This window comes from Metabacillus niabensis, from assembly GCF_020524345.1.
GTDB classification, from domain to species: Bacteria; Bacillota; Bacilli; order Bacillales; family Bacillaceae; genus Metabacillus; species Metabacillus niabensis_B.
On the sequence record NZ_JAIVLH010000001.1, the window covers coordinates 37588 to 56128 of the forward strand.

An 18541-nucleotide genomic window follows, 5' to 3' on the forward strand; every position below is an offset into this window, starting at 1 on the left:
TATGAGTAAGAATAAAATCATCGTTGTTGGGGGCGGATTAGCAGGTTTAATGGCTACAATTAAAGCTGCTGAAGCCGGCGTTCAAGTAGATCTTTTTTCATTAGTTCCCGTTAAACGGTCACACTCAGTGTGTGCACAAGGTGGAATTAATGGAGCAGTTAATACAAAAGGTGAGGGAGATTCACCGTGGGAACACTTTGATGATACAGTTTATGGTGGAGATTTTTTAGCGAACCAACCACCTGTTAAAGCAATGACAGAGGCGGCACCTGCCATCATTCACTTATTAGACCGAATGGGTGTAATGTTTAACAGAACGCCTGAAGGATTGTTGGACTTTAGAAGATTTGGCGGTACACAACATCACCGGACAGCATTTGCTGGTGCTACTACTGGCCAACAATTGCTTTATGCATTAGATGAGCAGGTAAGACGTTATGAGGTTGCTGGTCTTGTAACAAAGTACGAAGGATGGGAATTTTTAGGTGCGGTAATTGATGATGATCAAGTTTGCCGAGGGATTACAGCACAAAACCTTACTTCGATGCAAATTGAATCATTCCGCTCAGATGCTGTAATTATGGCTACTGGCGGTCCAGGAATCATTTTTGGTAAATCTACTAACTCAGTTATCAATACAGGGTCGGCTGCATCTATTGTCTATCAACAGGGTGTTTATTATGCGAATGGTGAGTTCATTCAAATCCATCCAACCGCCATTCCGGGAGACGATAAACTGCGTTTAATGAGTGAATCGGCTCGTGGAGAAGGTGGACGAGTTTGGACATATAAAGATGGAAAACCGTGGTATTTCCTTGAAGAGAAATATCCTGCGTATGGCAACCTTGTTCCTCGTGATATTGCAACACGTGAAATTTTTGATGTTTGTGTTGAGCAAAAGCTTGGTATTAACGGTGAAAACATGGTGTACCTAGATTTATCTCATAAAGATCCTAAGGAACTTGATATTAAACTTGGCGGTATTATTGAAATCTATGAAAAATTCATGGGTGACGATCCGCGTAAAGTTCCAATGAAAATTTTCCCGGCTGTTCATTATTCAATGGGTGGACTGTGGGTTGATTATGATCAAATGACAAATATTCCAGGTCTGTTTGCTGCAGGTGAATGTGATTATTCTATGCATGGAGCAAACCGTTTAGGCGCTAATTCACTTTTATCGGCTATTTACGGTGGAATGGTTGCCGGACCTAACGCTGTTAAATATATTAATGGCTTAGAAAAGAGTGCAGATGATCTATCTTCTACTCTGTTTGATACACACGTTAAGCAGGAAGAAGATAAGTGGAACAATATTATGAGCTTAGATGGTAACGAAAATGCTTATATCCTTCATAAGGAATTAGGTGAATGGATGACAGATAACGTTACGGTAGTTAGGCATAATGATAAACTTTTAAAAACAGATGAAAAGATTCAAGAGCTTATCGAAAGATTTGATAACATTAATATTAATGACACTGCTAAGTGGAGTAACCAAGGGGCGGCATTCACACGTCAATTAAAAAATATGCTTCAATTATCTCGTGTTGTGACACTTGGTGCCTATAACCGTAATGAAAGTCGCGGAGCGCATTATAAGCCTGAATTCCCTGATCGTAATGATGAGGAATTCTTAAAAACAACGATGGCAAAATATTCAGGTGACCGTACTGCACCTGAATTCCACTATGATGATGTTGATGTTTCATTAATCAAACCTAGAAAACGTGACTATTCAAAAAGCAAAAAGGGGGAGAACTAAATGAGCGAGAATAAAGTAGTTCAATTTATTATTACGCGACAAGAATCACCTGAAGCAGCCCCTTATCAGGAAAAATTTGAAATACCATATCGTCCTAACATGAATGTTATTTCGGCTTTAATGGAAATCAGACGAAATCCTGTAAATGCTGATGGAAAGCAATCAACACCAATCAACTGGGATATGAACTGTTTAGAGGAAGTATGTGGTGCATGTTCAATGGTGATTAATGGTAAGCCTCGTCAATCTTGTACAGCATTAGTTGACCAGCTTGAACAACCGATTCGTCTTGAGCCGATGCGTACATTCCCTGTGGTTCGAGATTTGCAAGTTGATCGAAAACGTATGTTTGACTCATTAAAGAAAGTTAAAGCATGGATCCCTGTTGATGGGACGTATGATTTAGGGCCTGGACCACGTATGCCGGAGAAAAAGCGTCAATGGGCTTATGAGTTATCGAAATGTATGACTTGTGGTGTATGCTTGGAAGCTTGCCCTAACGTTAATAGTAAATCTAACTTTATTGGACCTGCTCCATTATCACAAGTGCGACTATTTAATGCACACCCGACTGGTGAAATGAATCGTTCTGAGCGACTTGAGGCGATTATGGGAGATGGTGGTTTAGCGAACTGTGGTAACTCTCAAAACTGTGTTCAATCTTGTCCAAAGGGTATTCCTTTAACAACATCAATTGCAGCTCTAAACAGAGATACAGCAATCCAATCCTTCCGTAATTTCTTCGGTAGTGACCAAGTATAAGAAATTGATTGTAAGAGACTGACTATCTAATAGTTAGTCTCTTTTTTGTAAAAGCACCTTTTCAAATGCTTTTCTCAATTAATAATGTTTAAAAAAGTTTCTTTTAACAAATCTGATTAGGGTAATTAGCGAGCATCCTGGAGCGTTAATCAACCACACAAGCACTTTTTTACATAGCAACAATCACTAGTAATTTCCAATTGAAAGGATGACTAAAATGAAAAAAGTTTCATTTATTGAAAATTTAAATGACGAGTATAAAAAAAGTTTTTCCTTCTCCCATCAAATAAAAATTAGATTTTCTGAAACAGATATGTTTGGACATATGAACAATACGGCTCCTTTTACATACTTTGAAGAAGTAAGGATAGAATTTTTTAAAAACAATGGATTGATGCAAAAATGGTTAGATCCCAATGGAGAAACTATTCCTGTTGTAGCAGATCTCCAATGTGAATACTTACATCAAACCTATTTTGATGAAAAGATCACGTTAAATGTAAAAATTAACCGAATTGGAACATCATCCGTTGATCTACATTATTTAGGAATAAACGAACTGGGAGAGAGTCTTTTTGCAGGCAGAGGAGCAATTGTACAAATAAACAAGCATACGGGTAAAAGTGTTCCATGGACAAAGAGAGAAAAAGAAATGCTAAGAGGTGCATAGAACATGACTACATAAAATGGACGTAGTCAATCATCTTTTCCGTATGAATTGTGTCACAGTGCTTCGCGGTTTCACATAGTATATGTTGACTAAATATATACCCATCCGTTAGACCAGCTCTCACCTTAGCAAGGAGGGTTACAATACTTGAAAGAGAAAGAGTTTCAATCAAAGCCACTACTCACGAAAAGAGAGAGAGAAGTATTCGAATTGTTAGTGCAAGACAAAACAACGAAAGAGATTGCTAGTGAGCTCTTTATTAGTGAAAAAACGGTTCGAAATCATATCTCAAATGCGATGCAAAAGCTTGGTGTTAAGGGACGCTCTCAAGCGGTTGTTGAGCTCCTTCGAATGGGTGAACTCGAGCTCTAACCAATACCGGCTCTCCTTTTTAACAAGGAAGCCGGTTATTATTTTGTCTTATTTTTCTAGAAAAATCTCTAACTTGCAATTTAAGAAAAAAACATGGAAAATAAAATTGATATAAAGGTGCACAAAAAATGATGCATACAAGAATAATATAAGCGAGGGTGAAAGATTGAGCAGCATAAATCAAGCAAATGATCGAAAGAAAACAGTAGCTGATCTTGAAAAGGCGCTTCGTCATATATCAGGAATTATTAAACAAAAGGGTCGGGACATTTTAAATGATTATCATATAACACCTCCACAGTTTGTTGCCTTACAATGGTTGTGGGAAAATGGTGACTTAACAATTGGAGAACTTTCTACTAAAATGTTTTTAGCATGCAGTACCACAACAGACTTAATTGACCGTATGGAGAAAAATAAGCTTGTGATAAGAGTAAAAGACCCCCAAGATCGAAGAGTGGTGAGAATTCACTTGTTAGATGAGGGTGAACGGATAATTGAAGAAGTCATACAAAAAAGGCAACATTATCTGAATGATATGATTATTAACTTCGATCAAGATGAATTGCATGCTCTAGAGAAATCATTGATTAAACTACAACAAGAAATGAGTTAAGAATGAGGCGATGAATTGAAAAGACCGATTGGTGTCATCGATTCCGGAGTAGGCGGACTTACTGTTGCAAAGGAAATCATGAGACAATTACCAAAAGAAGAAATCATCTACTTAGGTGATACAGCACGCTGTCCCTATGGACCACGTCCGGCTGAAGAAGTCCGGAAGTTCACATGGGAAATGACAAAATACTTACTTGAAAATCATCATATTAAAATGCTTGTTATCGCATGTAATACAGCAACAGCCATTGCTCTGCAGGAAATTCAAGATACTGTAGATATCCCGGTTGTTGGCGTTGTCTTCCCTGGGGCCAGAACAGCTGTAAAGGTTACAAAGAATGATTTTATTGGCGTTATTGGCACGTTTAACACAATTAAAAGCTCTGCTTATGAAACAGCACTTAAAACATTAAATAATTGCCTTACTATTGAAAGTTTAGCTTGTCCGAAATTTGTCCCGTTAGTAGAAAGCGGGGAATATGAAGGGGAAGAAGCAAAAGCGATCGTGGAGGAGTCTCTGGCACCTTTTAAGGGCAGTAAAATTGATACATTAATTTTAGGTTGTACACACTATCCTATTCTTCAAAACCAAATTGAAGAGTTTATGGGACAAGCTGTGAAAATAATTTGTTCCGGGGATGAAACGGCTCGTGAGGTAAGTACAATTTTATCCTTTAATAAAACCCTTAACCAATCATCAGGAGAAAAACAGCACAAATTTCTAACAACAGGTCCAAAGCAGTTGTTTGAAAAAATAGCTTCAAAATGGTTTGAGCATCCGATTCAACATGTTGAGTCCATTACGTTAGATAATATGAATTGAAAAGAATCGAAAAACACAGTGCGAATATGAAACTGTGTTTTTTATTTTTTCTCACCAAAAGTAAATAATAAGTTTGTACAAAAAGTCGGTCTAAAATAGAGAATAGCTCGTATACATAGTAGTACAAACTGCCTTTGGAGGGATTGAAATGTCTAAATACAACAAACAGATTGCAGTTACTGTACTTGCCTCATCATTGCTCCTATCTGGTTGTGGATTGTTCAATGCGGAAGAAGCAACAAAAGAAATTGATCCACCACAAGATGTTACGATTACAGAAGAAGGGGCCAAAGTAGAAACTGAAAATGCAAAATCTGATCAAGCTGAGGAAACGATTACAAGTCAACTTTATTTAATTGATAAGAGTGGTTTTGTTGTTCCTTATTCAATGAACCTTCCCAAAACTGATAGTGTTGCCAAGCAATCACTAGAATATTTGGTAGAGGGAGGGCCGGTATCTAATATGCTTCCTAATGGATTCAAAGCGGTATTACCGGCTGATACGCAAGTTCTCGGTGTGAATATAAAAGATGGGACTGCTGTAGCAGATTTTTCTAAAGAATTTAATAACTACAAAAAAGAAGATGAAGCTAAAATCCTTCAAGCTATTACATGGACGTTAACACAATTTGATAATGTAGAAAAAGTAAAAATTTGGGTGAACGGACATGAACAGAAAGAAATGCCTGTTAACAGTACACCAATTCAGGATGGCGTAAGTAGAGAAGATGGTATTAATCACGACTCGACTGATGTTGTAGATATAACAAATACTAAGCCATTAACTGTATACTATATGGCGGAGTCAGATGGTCAACCGTATTATGTTCCTGTAACAAAGCGTATAAGCAATGAAGAGACAGATCCAATTGTCTCTGCTGTGAATGAACTAACCGAAGGTCCATCTCCTTCATTAGGATTAATGAGTGATTTCCAAGACAGTGTAGAATTGCTAAGTGCTCCGAAATATGAAGATGGAAAAGTGACACTTGATTTTAATGAATCCATCTTCGGCAGCTTTGATGAAGAACAAAAGATTATTTCTTCTGACGTATTAAATACTTTAGTCTTAACATTAACCGAACAAGAAGGTATTGAGAGTGTGGCCGTGACTGTTAATGGAAAGGCAGAGTTAATTAATGAAAATGGGGAAAAACTAACAGAACCTGTAACTAGACCGGCCAAAGTGAATACGGGTAGTTTTTAATCATATGTTTTTGATATACTATATAAAGGGTATAGAGAGGTATGCTTTTAACAAGGCTACCTCTTATTTCTTGTTTACAAAAGTTTCATTGGAGGGAAAGAAAAATGAGACATGATGAACGTAGAGCAGATCAATTAAGGAATGTTGACATTATAAAGGACTTTGTCATTCATCCTGAAGGTTCTGTATTAATCACTGTTGGGAATACAAAGGTAATTTGTAATGCAAGTGTCGAAGATCGTGTACCACCGTTTATGAGAGGTGAAGGGAAGGGCTGGATTACGGCCGAGTATTCGATGTTACCAAGAGCGACAGAACAACGGACGATAAGAGAGTCTTCAAAAGGGAAGATTACGGGTCGTACAATGGAGATCCAACGTTTAATCGGAAGATCACTAAGAGCAGTTGTAAATTTAAATGAGCTTGGAGAGAGAACGATTTGGGTTGACTGTGATGTGATTCAGGCAGATGGTGGAACAAGAACAGCTTCAATAACAGGTGCATATGTGGCAATGGTTATCGCACTAGAAAAACTTGTAAAAGCGGGGAAAATCAAATCACTGCCAATTACAGGTTTTCTTGCAGCGGTGTCCGTGGGAGTAGATTCTCAAGTTGGTGAAATTTTAGACCTTAACTACATAGAAGACTCAAATGCATTAGTAGATATGAATATAATTATGACATCTTCAGGTCAACTTGTTGAGGTTCAAGGAACCGGGGAGGAAGCAACATTCACTCGAAATGAATTAAACAGCATGTTAGATCTAGCTGAAAAAGGAATCAAATCACTTATTGAACATCAGAAGGAAGTACTGGGAGACATTTCATTGCTTATCGAAGAAAATGAGAAGAAGCAGGTTATGTCAAAGTGAAAAATATAATCATTGCAACAAAAAACCAAGGCAAAGTTAAAGAATTTCAAGCTATGCTTGCTCCACTTGGATATCATGTTCAATCATTATTGGATTTTCCAGATTCAATTGATGTTGAAGAAACTGGTCAGACATTTGAAGAAAATAGTATCCTAAAAGCTGAGGCTATTTCTAAGCAATATCAGCTAATAACCATTGCCGATGATTCCGGATTAGAAATCGATTACTTAAATGGTGAGCCGGGAGTCTACTCTGCAAGATATGCAGGTCCTGAGAAGGATGATCAAGCAAACATAGATGCTGTCCTCAAAAAGCTTGAGAACGTAGAGATGAATCAGCGAACGGCAAGATTTGTCTGTGCATTAGCCTTATCAGTACCAGGGCTAAAAACTAAAACAGTTGTTGGAACATGTGAGGGATATATTGCGAAGGAAAGAAAAGGTCAAGGTGGATTTGGCTATGATCCGATTTTTTGTACAGATATCACAGGTAAAACAATGGCTGAATTAACAAAAGAAGAAAAAAACAAGATTAGTCATCGGGCAGATGCGTTAAGAAAAATAAAAGAATTAATGAGATGAATTAAAAACGGAGCGAAGGTAGCATGAAGATTTTAATAATGAGTGACAGTCATGGATTGACCTCAGAAATGATAGAGATTAAAAATAGGCATCAAGATGAAGTGGACTTGATGTTGCATTGTGGTGATTCAGAGTTACCTTATGATTGTGAAGAGTTAAGCGGGTTTATAGGTGTTAAAGGGAATTGTGATTTTGGTTCAAATTTACCAAATGAAATTATTGAAGATTTACATGGAACTACTTTATATATGACTCATGGGCATTTATATAATGTAAAGATGTCTCTCATGAATCTGAAATACCGGGCGATCGAAACCAATGCCAAAATTGCCTGTTACGGACATTCACATATTGCAGGTGCTGAGTTAATTGATGGAGTAGTACTGATAAACCCGGGCAGCATTCGGCTTCCAGTGCTGCGCAGACAGAAGACATATGCTATAATGGAAATGAAGGATAACCTTGTTAAAGTTACGTTTTTTGAAGTAAATGGACATATTGTAAATGATCTTACGAAAGAATTTTCAATAGAGTGAGGGAGATGTTTCTCCCTCATCATAAAAAATCTTAAAAATCTATTGACTTTTATCATAACGAGAAATATAATAATAAATGTCGCTGCCACTTACGTTTAACCTTTATACAATGTCCCAGTAGCTCAGCTGGATAGAGCAACGGCCTTCTAAGCCGTCGGTCGGGAGTTCGAATCTCTCCTGGGACGCCATTCATATTATACATACAACCTTTCATCTTTTGATGGAAGGTTTTTTGTTTTCTTTATTGCAAGATTCACCACCAAAAAATATGTTAGATTATCTTACACTTTTGTTTCGTTTAAATAAAAAGAGTTGTAAGATGTTCTTAATATTAAAAGCCGAATTTTCCACTTGAAAAAGTTCCCCTGAAAAATTCTCCATAAAAAGATCTACACATATGCGGATTTTTAAAAAATTCACAATTTTTTTTGAAAATAGCCTTTCCAATCATACCAAGGATGTAAGCGGATACAACAAAAAAGAGTAATCTAAATTATCAAATAATTCGTGAAACACTGTTGACACTTGGATTTATTGAGCGTAATATAAGTTCAAATAAAAGTTACACGAACATTTTAAAAAGTATAGAAAATTCAAAATTTCTTTTATAATTTCCTTTACAAATATAATGTTCAGTGGTTTAATTTTTGAACTTTTTAAAGAAAGGCGTGCTCTTATGGGTGACCAGTGGATCTTTCTTAATGACAATTTTGTAAAGAAAGAAGATGCCAAAATTTCAGTGTATGATCACGGGTTTTTATACGGTGATGGAGTATTCGAAGGTATTCGAGTTTACAGTGGAAATATCTTCAGAATGAAAGAGCATATGGATCGGCTATATCAATCGGCAAAATCGATTATGCTAACCATACCATACTCACAAGAGGAACTTACTGGATTAGTCGTTGAAACTGTCAAAAAGAACGGTTTGAGCGATGCGTACATTCGATTAGTTGTCTCAAGAGGAACTGGTGACCTAGGATTAGATCCTTATAATTGTAAACGGGCAAATACAGTTATTATTGTCGAACCACTATCAATCTTCCCTAAGCATTTGTATGAAACGGGTATTGAAATTGTGACGGTGGCAACGAGAAGAAATAGACCTGATGTATTAAGTCCAAAAGTAAAATCTCTAAATTATTTAAACAATGTATTGGTGAAAATCGAAGCACATTTGGCCAACGTCAGTGAAGCATTAATGTTAAACGACCAAGGCTATGTGGCAGAAGGTTCTGCCGACAATGTCTTTATCTTAAAAAATGGCAAGTTATTAACTCCCCCTGGATATATAGGTGCTCTAGAAGGAATTACACGAAATGCCATTATTGATATAGCTGCTGAAATGGGCTATGAAGTGCGCGAAGAGCCATTTACCCGTCACGATGTGTATACAGCTGACGAGGTTTTCCTAACTGGTACAGCCGCAGAAGTTATTGCTGTTGTTAAAGTAGATGGACGCACGATTGGTCAAGGTGTTCCTGGAGAGGAAACGAAAAAGCTTCTAGTAGCTTTTCGTAAGAAAGTTGTTGAAGAAGGTATCAAGGTTGAAAATATACCTGAAAATCTTCATGTAAGCTAATTATTTGCATATAGTAAAACGGTGAAGAGGAAAAGTAGTTTTTGGAAAAGTATCTACAGAGAACCGGGGTAGCTGGAAGCCGGTGATATTACCAAAGATGAACTCGCCTCTGAGTGTTAACCTGAAATATAGTAGGGTTAGCCGAGTCCCATTCTTCGGTACTCGTTATCAAAGTGAACAGCTGATCTGTTCGTAAGGTGGTCAACAATGACCATGAAGAAGGGTGGTACCGCGAAAAAGTTTATTAACCTTTTCGCCCCTTTGGCACACAATTTATGTGGAGTCTTATGAGGGGTGGGAAGGTTTTTTATATGCTGAATTAATTGAATTTTTGTGAAAAATACAAAGGGCTAATATGCCAGGAAAGGGAGGAAAGAAAATGAGTACAAATGTACAGTTGAACAGCTCAACTGCCAAATGTACAAACACAATGTCAGGGTCACAAATGCTTGTGGAAGCTTTAAAGCAGGAAAAGGTTGAAGTTATTTTTGGTTATCCGGGTGGTGCTGTATTACCAATCTATGATAGCTTATATGATTCAGGTTTATTCCATGTTTTAACTCGCCATGAGCAAGGCGGAATTCATGCTGCTGAAGGCTATGCACGAGTTTCGGGAAGACCGGGAGTAGTGATTGCTACATCTGGACCAGGTGCTACAAATCTAGTTACCGGATTAGCAGATGCGATGATAGATTCACTACCATTAGTTGTTTTTACAGGGCAGGTTGCATCTTCTGTGATTGGATCTGATGCTTTCCAGGAAGCTGATATTTTAGGAATTACTACTCCGATTACAAAACATAATTACCAGGTTCGTGAAGTGAATGATCTTCCAAGAATTGTTAAAGAGGCATTTCATATTGCCACTACGGGAAGACCAGGCCCGGTATTAATCGATATCCCTAAAGATATCGCTACAATTGAAGGGGATTTCTCATATGATATGGAAGTAAATCTTCCAGGATATCAACCTACTAATGAGCCAAATTACCTTCAAATCCGTAAATTGGTCGAGGCTGTAAGTCGAGCGAAAAAACCTGTTATTTTGGCTGGTGCAGGTGTATTACATGCAAACGGCCATGAGGAATTAAGGCAATATGCAGAACAACAGCAAATTCCAATCGCAAATACTTTACTTGGTTTAGGTGGATTCCCATCAGATCATCCATTGTTTTTAGGGATGGCCGGAATGCATGGAACGTACACAGCAAACATGGCCATTTATGACTGTGATTTATTGATCAGTGTTGGTGCCAGATTTGATGATCGTGTAACAGGAAATCTTCAACATTTTGCGAAAAAGGCAATCATTGCTCATATCGATATTGACCCGGCTGAAATTGGTAAGAATGTTCCAACTCAGATTCCAATTGTGGGAGATGCTAAATTAGTTCTTCAACAATTATTAAAACAAGATGGTAAACAAGGTGATAACAAAGAGTGGAATGAACAGTTGGCTTCAAATAAGAAAGAATTTCCACTTGTTTATAAAGAAAGTGATTCAGAGTTAAAGCCTCAGAACATTTTAGAGCTTATTCACAAATGGACGAATGGCGAAGCAATCGTAACAACGGATGTTGGTCAGCATCAAATGTGGGCAGCACAATATTACAACTTTAATAATCCAAATAGATGGGTAACATCAGGTGGCCTTGGAACAATGGGCTTCGGTTTACCATCAGCGATTGGAGCTCAACTTGCAGACCGTAACTCCACTGTAATTGCTGTTATTGGTGACGGTGGATTCCAAATGACTCTTCAGGAATTATCAGTTATACATGAATTAAACTTACCAATAAAAGTTGTGATATTAAATAATGGTGCTCTTGGAATGGTTAGACAATGGCAAGAGTTATTCTATGAAGAAAGATATTCTCATTCTAAGTTTGTTTCACAACCTGATTTCGTAAAATTATCAGAAGCTTATGGCATGACTGGGGTTCGAATTGTAAAAGAAGATGGTTGGGAAGAAAAATTAAAAGCTGCAATTTTATCAGACGAACCAGTATTACTTGATATTCATGTATGTAAGGATGAGAACGTGTATCCAATGGTTGCTACAGGCAAAGGGTTACATGAAATGGTAGGTGTCAAACTATGAAAAGAATCCTCTCATTAACGGTTTTGAATCAAACCGGGGTTTTAAATAGAATTACAGGGTTGTTTACAAAAAGACATTACAATATTGAAAGTATTACAGTAGGTCATGCTGAAACAGAAGGTGTTTCAAGAATGACAGTTGTTGTAAATGTCCAAGAGGAAAAAGAAGTTGAACAAATCACGAAGCAATTAAATAAACAAATTGATGTTCTTAAAGTAACAGATATTACTTCACACTCCATTGTATCCAGAGAATTGGCATTAATAAAAGTAATGTCTACACCAGCAACAAGAATGGAGATTCAAGGACTTATTCAACCATTTAGAGCAACAGTTATTGATGTAAGTCGAGAGAGTGTTGTTGTGCAGGTTACTGGTGAGCCTGAGAAAATTGAAGTGCTTATCGACTTATTAAAACCATATGGCATTAAAGAAATTGCTCGTACCGGAACTACTGCATTTACGCGTGGTACGCAAAGAGCATCAAAAGAAGTTCCTATCTCAATTGTTTAATTTGTTTGCAATCTTGCCTGATTAAGCCAGGTTTAAAAGATTCATATATATAGCAAGAAACCTAATTTTATTCTAAAAAAGATTTGAAGGAGAGAGTATAAAATGACAAAAGTATATTATAACGGTGACGTAAACGAAGCAGCATTACAAGGGAAAAAGGTAGCAATCATTGGATATGGTTCACAAGGTCATGCACATGCACTTAACCTAAAAGAAAGCGGAGTTGACGTTGTAGTTGGAGTTCGTCAAGGTGGATCTTTCAATAAAGCTGTAGAAGATGGACATCATGTTGTATCTGTTGCTGAAGCTGCAGAGCTTGGTGATTTAGTAATGGTATTACTTCCAGATGAGCAACAAGCAAAAGTTTACGAAGAAGAAATCAAACCAGGTTTAGAAGCTGGAAACTCTTTAGTATTCGCACACGGTTTTAACGTACATTTCAGCCAAATCGTACCACCTGCAGATGTTGATGTATTCTTAGTTGCTCCAAAAGGACCAGGTCACTTGGTAAGAAGAACATATGAAGAAGGTGCTGGTGTACCTGCATTATTCGCTATTTATCAAGACGTAACAGGTCAAGCGAAAGATAAAGCATTAGCTTATGCAAAAGGTGTTGGATCTGCACGTGCTGGTGTATTAGAAACAACATTTAAAGAAGAAACAGAAACAGATCTATTCGGTGAGCAAGCGGTACTTTGTGGAGGATTAACTTCACTTGTAAAAGCTGGATTCGAAACATTAGTAGAAGCAGGTTACCAACCGGAAGTAGCATACTTTGAGTGCTTACACGAATTAAAATTAATCGTAGACTTAATGTATGAAGATGGTATGGCTGGAATGAGATATTCAATTTCTGATACAGCACAATGGGGTGACTTCGTTTCAGGACCACGCGTTGTAGACAGCAGCTCTAAAGAAGCGATGAAAGAAGTTCTTAAAGACATCCAAACTGGTAAATTTGCAAAAGAATGGATCCTTGAAAACCAAGCAAACCGTCCACAATTTAACGCAATTAATAACAATGAAAATGAGCACCAAATCGAAGTTGTAGGTAAAAAATTACGCGCAATGATGCCGTTTGTAAAGTCTAAACAAAAACAGAAAGAAGCGGTGAGTGTGAGTGCGAAAAATTAACCTATTTGATACAACGCTCCGTGATGGTGAGCAATCTCCAGGTGTAAATCTTAATACAAGAGAAAAACTGGAGATTGCAAAACAGCTAGAAAAACTCGGCATGGACGTTATTGAAGCAGGCTTTCCTGCTACATCAAAAGGTGATTTATTAGCAGTTCAGGAAATTGCAAAAGCGGTGAAAAATAGTTCTGTAACGGGTCTTGCCAGATCTGTTAAAGGAGATATTGATGCAGCATGGGAAGCATTAAAATATGCTGAAGTTCCCAGATTACATGTTTTCTTAGCCACTTCCCCTATTCATAGAGAGTTTAAGCTAAGGAAATCAAAAGAACAGGTAATCCAGACAGCGGTTGATTCTGTCAAATATGCTGCACAATTTTTCCCGGTTATCCAATGGTCAGCAGAAGATGCGTGTCGTACTGAATTGCCATACTTAGCTGAAATTGTTGAGAAAGTGATCGAGGCTGGTGCACACGTCATTAATATTCCAGATACCGTGGGCTATATTACTCCAAAAGAGTATGGGGAGATCTTTACTTATCTACGAGAAAATGTAAATGGGATTGATAATATTATTCTATCAGCACACTGCCATGATGATTTGGGCATGGCAGTTGCTAACTCATTATCAGCTATTGAACACGGTGCAGGACAAATTGAAGGTACAGTAAACGGTATCGGTGAAAGAGCGGGAAATGCTGCTCTGGAAGAAGTAGCCGTTGCTCTTCATATTAGAAGTGACTATTATCAGGCAAAAACGGGCTTATATTTAAAAGAAACAAAGCGTACGAGTGATTTAATTAGTAGTTTAACAGGTATGGTTGTACCTGGTAATAAAGCGGTAGTTGGAAGGAATGCATTTGCTCACGAATCAGGTATACATCAGGACGGTGTTTTAAAAGAAAAAACAACGTATGAGATTATTTCTCCTGAGCTTGTAGGCGTTTCAACAAATTCAATGGTACTTGGTAAACATTCAGGTCGACATGCTTTCAAAAATAGATTATATGAGCTGGGATTTGAAATCGCTGATGAAGAGGTTAACAAGTTATTCATTGCCTTTAAAGAATTAACAGAGAAGAAGAAGGAAATCTCTGATGATGATTTAAAAGCACTCCTAATTGAAGAAAAAGTAGCCAGCAAGGATGCTGCATTTGAATTGAAAGCATTACAGGTTCAATATGGTACAGCGCAAATCCCAACAGCTACGGTAACTTTACTAAATCCTGATCATGAGCTTATTCAGGAAGCTGCTACTGGAGCAGGAAGTGTTGAAGCGATCTACAATACGCTGGAAAGATGTGTTGGAAAATCAATTAAATTGATTGATTACCGCATTCAATCAAATAGTGGTGGCAGAGATGCATTAGCACAAGTATATGTCAAAATGAAAATTGGTGAGAGTGAAGCAAGCGGAAGGGGAATGGCACACGATGTCTTAGAAGCATCCGCTAAAGCTTATATCAATGCGGTAAATCGTATCTCATTATTTTCAGAAATTCCTGAATTGGCCTTAGAAGCAAGTCTACAAAATTAAACTACCTAAGATGAAGGGGGATAGAACATGAAAAAAACAATCGCATTATTACCGGGTGACGGAATTGGAAAAGAAGTCGTAGATGTAACAGTAGAAATTTTAAAAGCTGTCGCTGAACACTTTAATCACCAATTTCAATTTAATTATGGTTTGATCGGTGGGTGTGCCATTGATCAAACAGGCAATCCGCTGCCAGAGGAAACAATCAACGTTTGTAAAAAATCTGACGCCATTATCCTTGGAGCTGTTGGAGGTCCGAAATGGGATCAAAATCCTGTTGAACTTCGACCGGAACGTGGTCTACTAGCATTGCGAAAGGAATTAGACTTATTTGCTAACTTACGCCCGATTACAACATTTGAGAGTTTGTTAGATTCTTCCCCTTTAAAGAGGGAGTATGTTAATGGAGTGGATTTTGTTATCGTACGAGAACTAACAGGCGGATTATATTTCGGTAAGCCAAGCGAGCGTGTGGTAAAAGATGGTGAAGATGCAGTTGTTGATACCTTGTTCTATAAGAGAAAGGAAATCGAGAGAATTCTTGTTACAGCATTTGAGATCGCCGGGAAACGTCGTAAGCATGTGACATCTGTTGATAAAGCAAATGTTCTGGAGTCAAGTAGAGTATGGCGTGAAGTAGCAGAAGAAGTAGCTGCAAGATACCCTGAAGTAACGTTAGAGCATATGTTAGTTGATAATGCGGCAATGCAGCTTATCCGCTCGCCTCGACAATTTGATGTCATTGTGACGGAAAATATGTTTGGGGATATTTTAAGTGATGAAGCATCCATGATTACAGGTTCCCTAGGAATGCTATCATCTGCAAGTCTATCTTCAACAGGTTTGCATTTATATGAACCAATTCACGGTTCAGCGCCAGATATAGCTGGTAAAAATCAAGCAAACCCAATTGCAACAATTCTTTCAGCAGCCATGATGCTTCGCCAATCTTTTGGAATGGAAGAAGAAGCAAAGGCGATTGAAAAAGCTGTTGATAACGTCTTAAACTCAGGTGCACGTACAGCTGATCTTGCAAATGGCGAAAAAGCTATTTCAACTACACAAATGGCTGAAGAAATAAAAAATGCAATATCCGATGACCATGCAATTATTAATATTATGGAGGCTTACTCTAAGTAAGTTTCCCGATTATAAAATCCGGGTGCAGGTATTCAGCATATTGCATCAGGACCTGAGGGGTATGACAATTATTATTGTCAGCCCCTCATTTTCCATCTATTAAAGGAGGTTTATGACCATGAAGCCAAGAACGATCATAGAAAAGATCTATGACGAACATATCGTCCAACAAGAACAGGGAAAGCCGGATCTTTTATATATCGACCTACACTTAATTCATGAAGTAACATCACCACAGGCTTTTGAAGGATTACGAGAGAAAAATCGTAAAGTAAGAAGACCCGACCGAACATTTGCAACAATGGATCACAATGTTCCAACTGTTAATCGTTTTGTGATCACTGATGAGGTAGCGAAAAACCAAATTAGTGCTTTGGAAAGAAACTGTCAAGAATTCGGTATCCGGTTAGCTGACCTACAAAGTGAAGATCAAGGAATTGTTCACGTAATTGGACCGGAGCTAGGGCTAACACTACCTGGGAAAACAATTGTTTGCGGAGACAGCCACACTTCAACTCATGGTGCATTTGGTGCGATTGCTTTTGGAATTGGAACTAGTGAGGTTGAACATGTACTAGCAACTCAAACATTATGGAGACAGCGTCCCAAAACGTTAAATATTCATGTGCCAGGTAAGCTTCAAAAGGGAGTAACAGCAAAGGATGTTATTCTTGCTGTAATAGGTAAATATGGTGTTCGCTTTGGTACTGGCTATATTATTGAATATACAGGCGAAGTCATTGAAAGTCTTTCAATGGATGAAAGGATGACTATCTGTAACATGTCAATTGAGGCAGGAGCCAGAGCCGGTCTTATTGCACCTGATGAGACAACTTTCTCTTACATTAAAGGTAGAAAGTATGCTCCTAAAGGTGAAGAGTTTGATCGTGCAGTAGAATATTGGAAAACGTTAAGAACAGATGAAGGTGCCGAGTATGATCAAGTTATTACGTTAAAAGGTGAAGAAATTGCACCAATGGTTACTTGGGGAACAAATCCAGGCATGTCTGTAGGTGTTGATGAGAAAACTCCTGATTTAAATGATTTCCAAAATGCTGAAGAACTTGATGAAGCAAATCGTGCTTTCAGTTATATGGGATTACAACCAAATACTAAGATTGAAGATATTACAATTGAGCACGTCTTTATTGGATCCTGTACAAACTCCCGCTTAACAGACCTAAGACAGGCTGCAGAAATCATACAAAGCTTTAAAGGGCAAAAGGTACCGGAAAATGTAAGTGCCATTGTTGTACCGGGTTCTCAAAAAGTAAAAAAAGTAGCAGAAGAAGAAGGTCTGGATGTAATCTTTAAAGAAGCAGGTTTTGAATGGCGAGAATCAGGATGCAGTATGTGTCTTAGTATGAATAATGATGTTGTTCCAGAAGGTGAACGTTGTGCTTCAACTTCAAATCGTAACTTTGAAGGAAGACAAGGTAAAGGAGCTAGAACACATCTAGTAAGCCCTGCAATGGCTGCAGCAGCAGCTTTACATGGACGATTTGTGGATGTCCGTCATATTCAAAAAAATGCGATGAGCATCTAAAAGTACAACTTTAGGAGGGACAACATGCAACCTTTTACTACGCATACAGGTAAAGTAGCTGTATTAAATAGAGCAAATGTAGATACAGATCAAATCATTCCTAAACAATTCTTAAAAAGAATAGAAAAAACGGGTTATGGCCGATTTGCATTTTTTGATTGGAGATATTTAGACGATGGATCTGAAAATCCGGAATTTGAATTAAACCAGGAAAAAAGCAAAGGAGCCACAATCTTACTTGCAGGCGAAAACTTTGGCTGCGGATCATCACGTGAGCACGCTCCATGGGCCCTGTCTGATTATGGATTTCAAGTCATTCTTGCACCATCTTATGCAGATATCTTTCATCAAAACTGTCTTAAAAACGGATTATTACCTATCACATTAGAGCAATCAGATTTAGATGTGATACGTGAGAAAAACAATGATGACAACTATGTGTTAACGGTTAATCTTGGAGAACAATTAATTTCTGATAATCAAGGGTTGTCAAAATCATTTGAGGTAGACCCTTATTGGAAAGATATGCTTTTATATGGAAAAGATGAAATCGATCTAACTTTAAATTATGATGAGAAAATTAAACAGTTTGAAGAAAGAAGAGCATCATTTTTATAATGATTGCTCTTTTTCTTTTGGCTTCTTTTAATAGGCTGTATGTTAATTCTCATTTTTGCAGAACTTTTTTTGCAAAAATGATTCACACCAAAAACTTTTTAAAACCCATAAAGTTTGAAAATCATTGTAATTAGTCGTATTCAATGACACACAAACTTGTTTTCC

Annotated in this window: 18 protein-coding genes, 1 tRNA gene and 1 other annotated feature; all 19 genes read left to right on the forward strand. The window is 37.6% G+C overall.

The window, feature by feature from the left end; all coding sequences use genetic code 11:
- Nucleotide 1: 1 nt before the first annotated feature.
- The 19 genes from sdhA to leuD all read left to right on the forward strand — a co-directional run bounded on the left by sdhA (nucleotide 2) and on the right by leuD (nucleotide 18376).
- Nucleotides 2-1765, forward strand: coding sequence for a succinate dehydrogenase flavoprotein subunit (sdhA, locus tag LC095_RS00190; RefSeq protein ID WP_226526288.1), 1764 nt, complete (start codon nucleotides 2-4; stop codon nucleotides 1763-1765).
- A complete protein-coding gene (gene sdhB, locus LC095_RS00195) occupies nucleotides 1766-2527 on the forward strand; it encodes a succinate dehydrogenase iron-sulfur subunit (protein ID WP_026561708.1) in 762 nt (253 codons plus the stop codon).
- Between the two features lie 217 nt (nucleotides 2528-2744).
- On the forward strand, nucleotides 2745-3197 hold the full coding sequence (locus tag LC095_RS00200) for an acyl-CoA thioesterase (RefSeq protein WP_226526289.1): 453 nt from the start codon (nucleotides 2745-2747) through the stop codon (nucleotides 3195-3197).
- Nucleotides 3198-3344: 147 nt separating this feature from the next.
- Nucleotides 3345-3569 carry a spore germination transcription factor GerE gene (gene gerE / locus LC095_RS00205; protein ID WP_003184172.1) on the forward strand — a complete coding sequence of 75 codons (225 nt, stop codon included), beginning with the start codon at nucleotides 3345-3347 and terminating at the stop codon, nucleotides 3567-3569.
- Nucleotides 3570-3744: 175 nt separating this feature from the next.
- Nucleotides 3745-4185, forward strand: coding sequence for a MarR family winged helix-turn-helix transcriptional regulator (locus LC095_RS00210; RefSeq protein ID WP_078433505.1), 441 nt, complete (start codon nucleotides 3745-3747; stop codon nucleotides 4183-4185).
- A 15-nt stretch (nucleotides 4186-4200) separates the two neighbouring features.
- Nucleotides 4201-5010: a glutamate racemase gene (racE, locus tag LC095_RS00215; protein WP_226526290.1), complete on the forward strand. Its 810-nt coding sequence runs from the start codon at nucleotides 4201-4203 to the stop codon at nucleotides 5008-5010.
- 148 nt (nucleotides 5011-5158) lie between these two features.
- A complete protein-coding gene (locus tag LC095_RS00220; RefSeq protein WP_226526291.1) occupies nucleotides 5159-6217 on the forward strand; it encodes a GerMN domain-containing protein in 1059 nt (352 codons plus the stop codon).
- A 104-nt stretch (nucleotides 6218-6321) separates the two neighbouring features.
- A complete protein-coding gene (gene rph, locus LC095_RS00225; RefSeq protein ID WP_226526292.1) occupies nucleotides 6322-7089 on the forward strand; it encodes a ribonuclease PH in 768 nt (255 codons plus the stop codon).
- On the forward strand, nucleotides 7086-7670 hold the full coding sequence (locus tag LC095_RS00230) for an XTP/dITP diphosphatase (protein WP_226526293.1): 585 nt from the start codon (nucleotides 7086-7088) through the stop codon (nucleotides 7668-7670). The genes rph and LC095_RS00230 overlap by 4 nt, the downstream gene beginning before the upstream one ends.
- A 23-nt stretch (nucleotides 7671-7693) precedes the next feature.
- The gene (locus LC095_RS00235) at nucleotides 7694-8206 is read left to right on the forward strand and encodes a metallophosphoesterase family protein (protein ID WP_226526294.1); all 513 of its coding nucleotides are present in this window, start codon (nucleotides 7694-7696) and stop codon (nucleotides 8204-8206) included.
- A gap of 111 nt (nucleotides 8207-8317) precedes the next feature.
- A tRNA-Arg gene (locus tag LC095_RS00240) sits at nucleotides 8318-8394 on the forward strand.
- 488 nt (nucleotides 8395-8882) lie between these two features.
- Nucleotides 8883-9788 carry a branched-chain-amino-acid transaminase gene (gene ilvE, locus LC095_RS00245; RefSeq protein WP_226526295.1) on the forward strand — a complete coding sequence of 302 codons (906 nt, stop codon included), beginning with the start codon at nucleotides 8883-8885 and terminating at the stop codon, nucleotides 9786-9788.
- Between the two features lie 12 nt (nucleotides 9789-9800).
- Nucleotides 9801-10052, forward strand: a binding site (T-box leader).
- A gap of 115 nt (nucleotides 10053-10167) precedes the next feature.
- Nucleotides 10168-11889 carry an acetolactate synthase large subunit gene (gene ilvB / locus LC095_RS00250; RefSeq protein ID WP_226526296.1) on the forward strand — a complete coding sequence of 574 codons (1722 nt, stop codon included), beginning with the start codon at nucleotides 10168-10170 and terminating at the stop codon, nucleotides 11887-11889.
- On the forward strand, nucleotides 11886-12401 hold the full coding sequence (gene ilvN / locus LC095_RS00255) for an acetolactate synthase small subunit (protein WP_026561718.1): 516 nt from the start codon (nucleotides 11886-11888) through the stop codon (nucleotides 12399-12401). The genes ilvB and ilvN overlap by 4 nt, the downstream gene beginning before the upstream one ends.
- A 102-nt stretch (nucleotides 12402-12503) precedes the next feature.
- Nucleotides 12504-13535, forward strand: coding sequence for a ketol-acid reductoisomerase (ilvC, locus tag LC095_RS00260; protein ID WP_226526297.1), 1032 nt, complete (start codon nucleotides 12504-12506; stop codon nucleotides 13533-13535).
- The gene (locus LC095_RS00265) at nucleotides 13522-15072 is read left to right on the forward strand and encodes a 2-isopropylmalate synthase (RefSeq protein WP_226526298.1); all 1551 of its coding nucleotides are present in this window, start codon (nucleotides 13522-13524) and stop codon (nucleotides 15070-15072) included. The genes ilvC and LC095_RS00265 overlap by 14 nt, the downstream gene beginning before the upstream one ends.
- Before the next feature lie 27 nt (nucleotides 15073-15099).
- Nucleotides 15100-16212: a 3-isopropylmalate dehydrogenase gene (gene leuB / locus LC095_RS00270; protein WP_226526299.1), complete on the forward strand. Its 1113-nt coding sequence runs from the start codon at nucleotides 15100-15102 to the stop codon at nucleotides 16210-16212.
- A 118-nt stretch (nucleotides 16213-16330) separates the two neighbouring features.
- Nucleotides 16331-17758, forward strand: coding sequence for a 3-isopropylmalate dehydratase large subunit (gene leuC, locus LC095_RS00275; RefSeq protein ID WP_226526300.1), 1428 nt, complete (start codon nucleotides 16331-16333; stop codon nucleotides 17756-17758).
- 24 nt (nucleotides 17759-17782) lie between these two features.
- Nucleotides 17783-18376 carry a 3-isopropylmalate dehydratase small subunit gene (gene leuD / locus LC095_RS00280; RefSeq protein WP_226526301.1) on the forward strand — a complete coding sequence of 198 codons (594 nt, stop codon included), beginning with the start codon at nucleotides 17783-17785 and terminating at the stop codon, nucleotides 18374-18376.
- Nucleotides 18377-18541 lie beyond the last annotated feature (165 nt).

Excerpts from the sequence above, each read along its gene's own strand:
- sdhA (WP_226526288.1), top strand. The coding sequence starts at position 2 with ATGAGTAAGAATAAAATCATCGTTGTTGGGGGCGGATTAGCAGGTTTA.
- sdhB (WP_026561708.1), top strand. The coding sequence starts at position 1,766 with ATGAGCGAGAATAAAGTAGTTCAATTTATTATTACGCGACAAGAATCA.
- LC095_RS00200 (WP_226526289.1), top strand. The coding sequence starts at position 2,745 with ATGAAAAAAGTTTCATTTATTGAAAATTTAAATGACGAGTATAAAAAA.
- LC095_RS00220 (WP_226526291.1), top strand. The coding sequence starts at position 5,159 with ATGTCTAAATACAACAAACAGATTGCAGTTACTGTACTTGCCTCATCA.
- rph (WP_226526292.1), top strand. The coding sequence starts at position 6,322 with ATGAGACATGATGAACGTAGAGCAGATCAATTAAGGAATGTTGACATT.
- LC095_RS00235 (WP_226526294.1), top strand. The coding sequence starts at position 7,694 with ATGAAGATTTTAATAATGAGTGACAGTCATGGATTGACCTCAGAAATG.
- ilvE (WP_226526295.1), top strand. The coding sequence starts at position 8,883 with ATGGGTGACCAGTGGATCTTTCTTAATGACAATTTTGTAAAGAAAGAA.
- ilvB (WP_226526296.1), top strand. The coding sequence starts at position 10,168 with ATGAGTACAAATGTACAGTTGAACAGCTCAACTGCCAAATGTACAAAC.
- ilvN (WP_026561718.1), top strand. The coding sequence starts at position 11,886 with ATGAAAAGAATCCTCTCATTAACGGTTTTGAATCAAACCGGGGTTTTA.
- ilvC (WP_226526297.1), top strand. The coding sequence starts at position 12,504 with ATGACAAAAGTATATTATAACGGTGACGTAAACGAAGCAGCATTACAA.
- leuB (WP_226526299.1), top strand. The coding sequence starts at position 15,100 with ATGAAAAAAACAATCGCATTATTACCGGGTGACGGAATTGGAAAAGAA.
- leuC (WP_226526300.1), top strand. The coding sequence starts at position 16,331 with ATGAAGCCAAGAACGATCATAGAAAAGATCTATGACGAACATATCGTC.
- leuD (WP_226526301.1), top strand. The coding sequence starts at position 17,783 with ATGCAACCTTTTACTACGCATACAGGTAAAGTAGCTGTATTAAATAGA.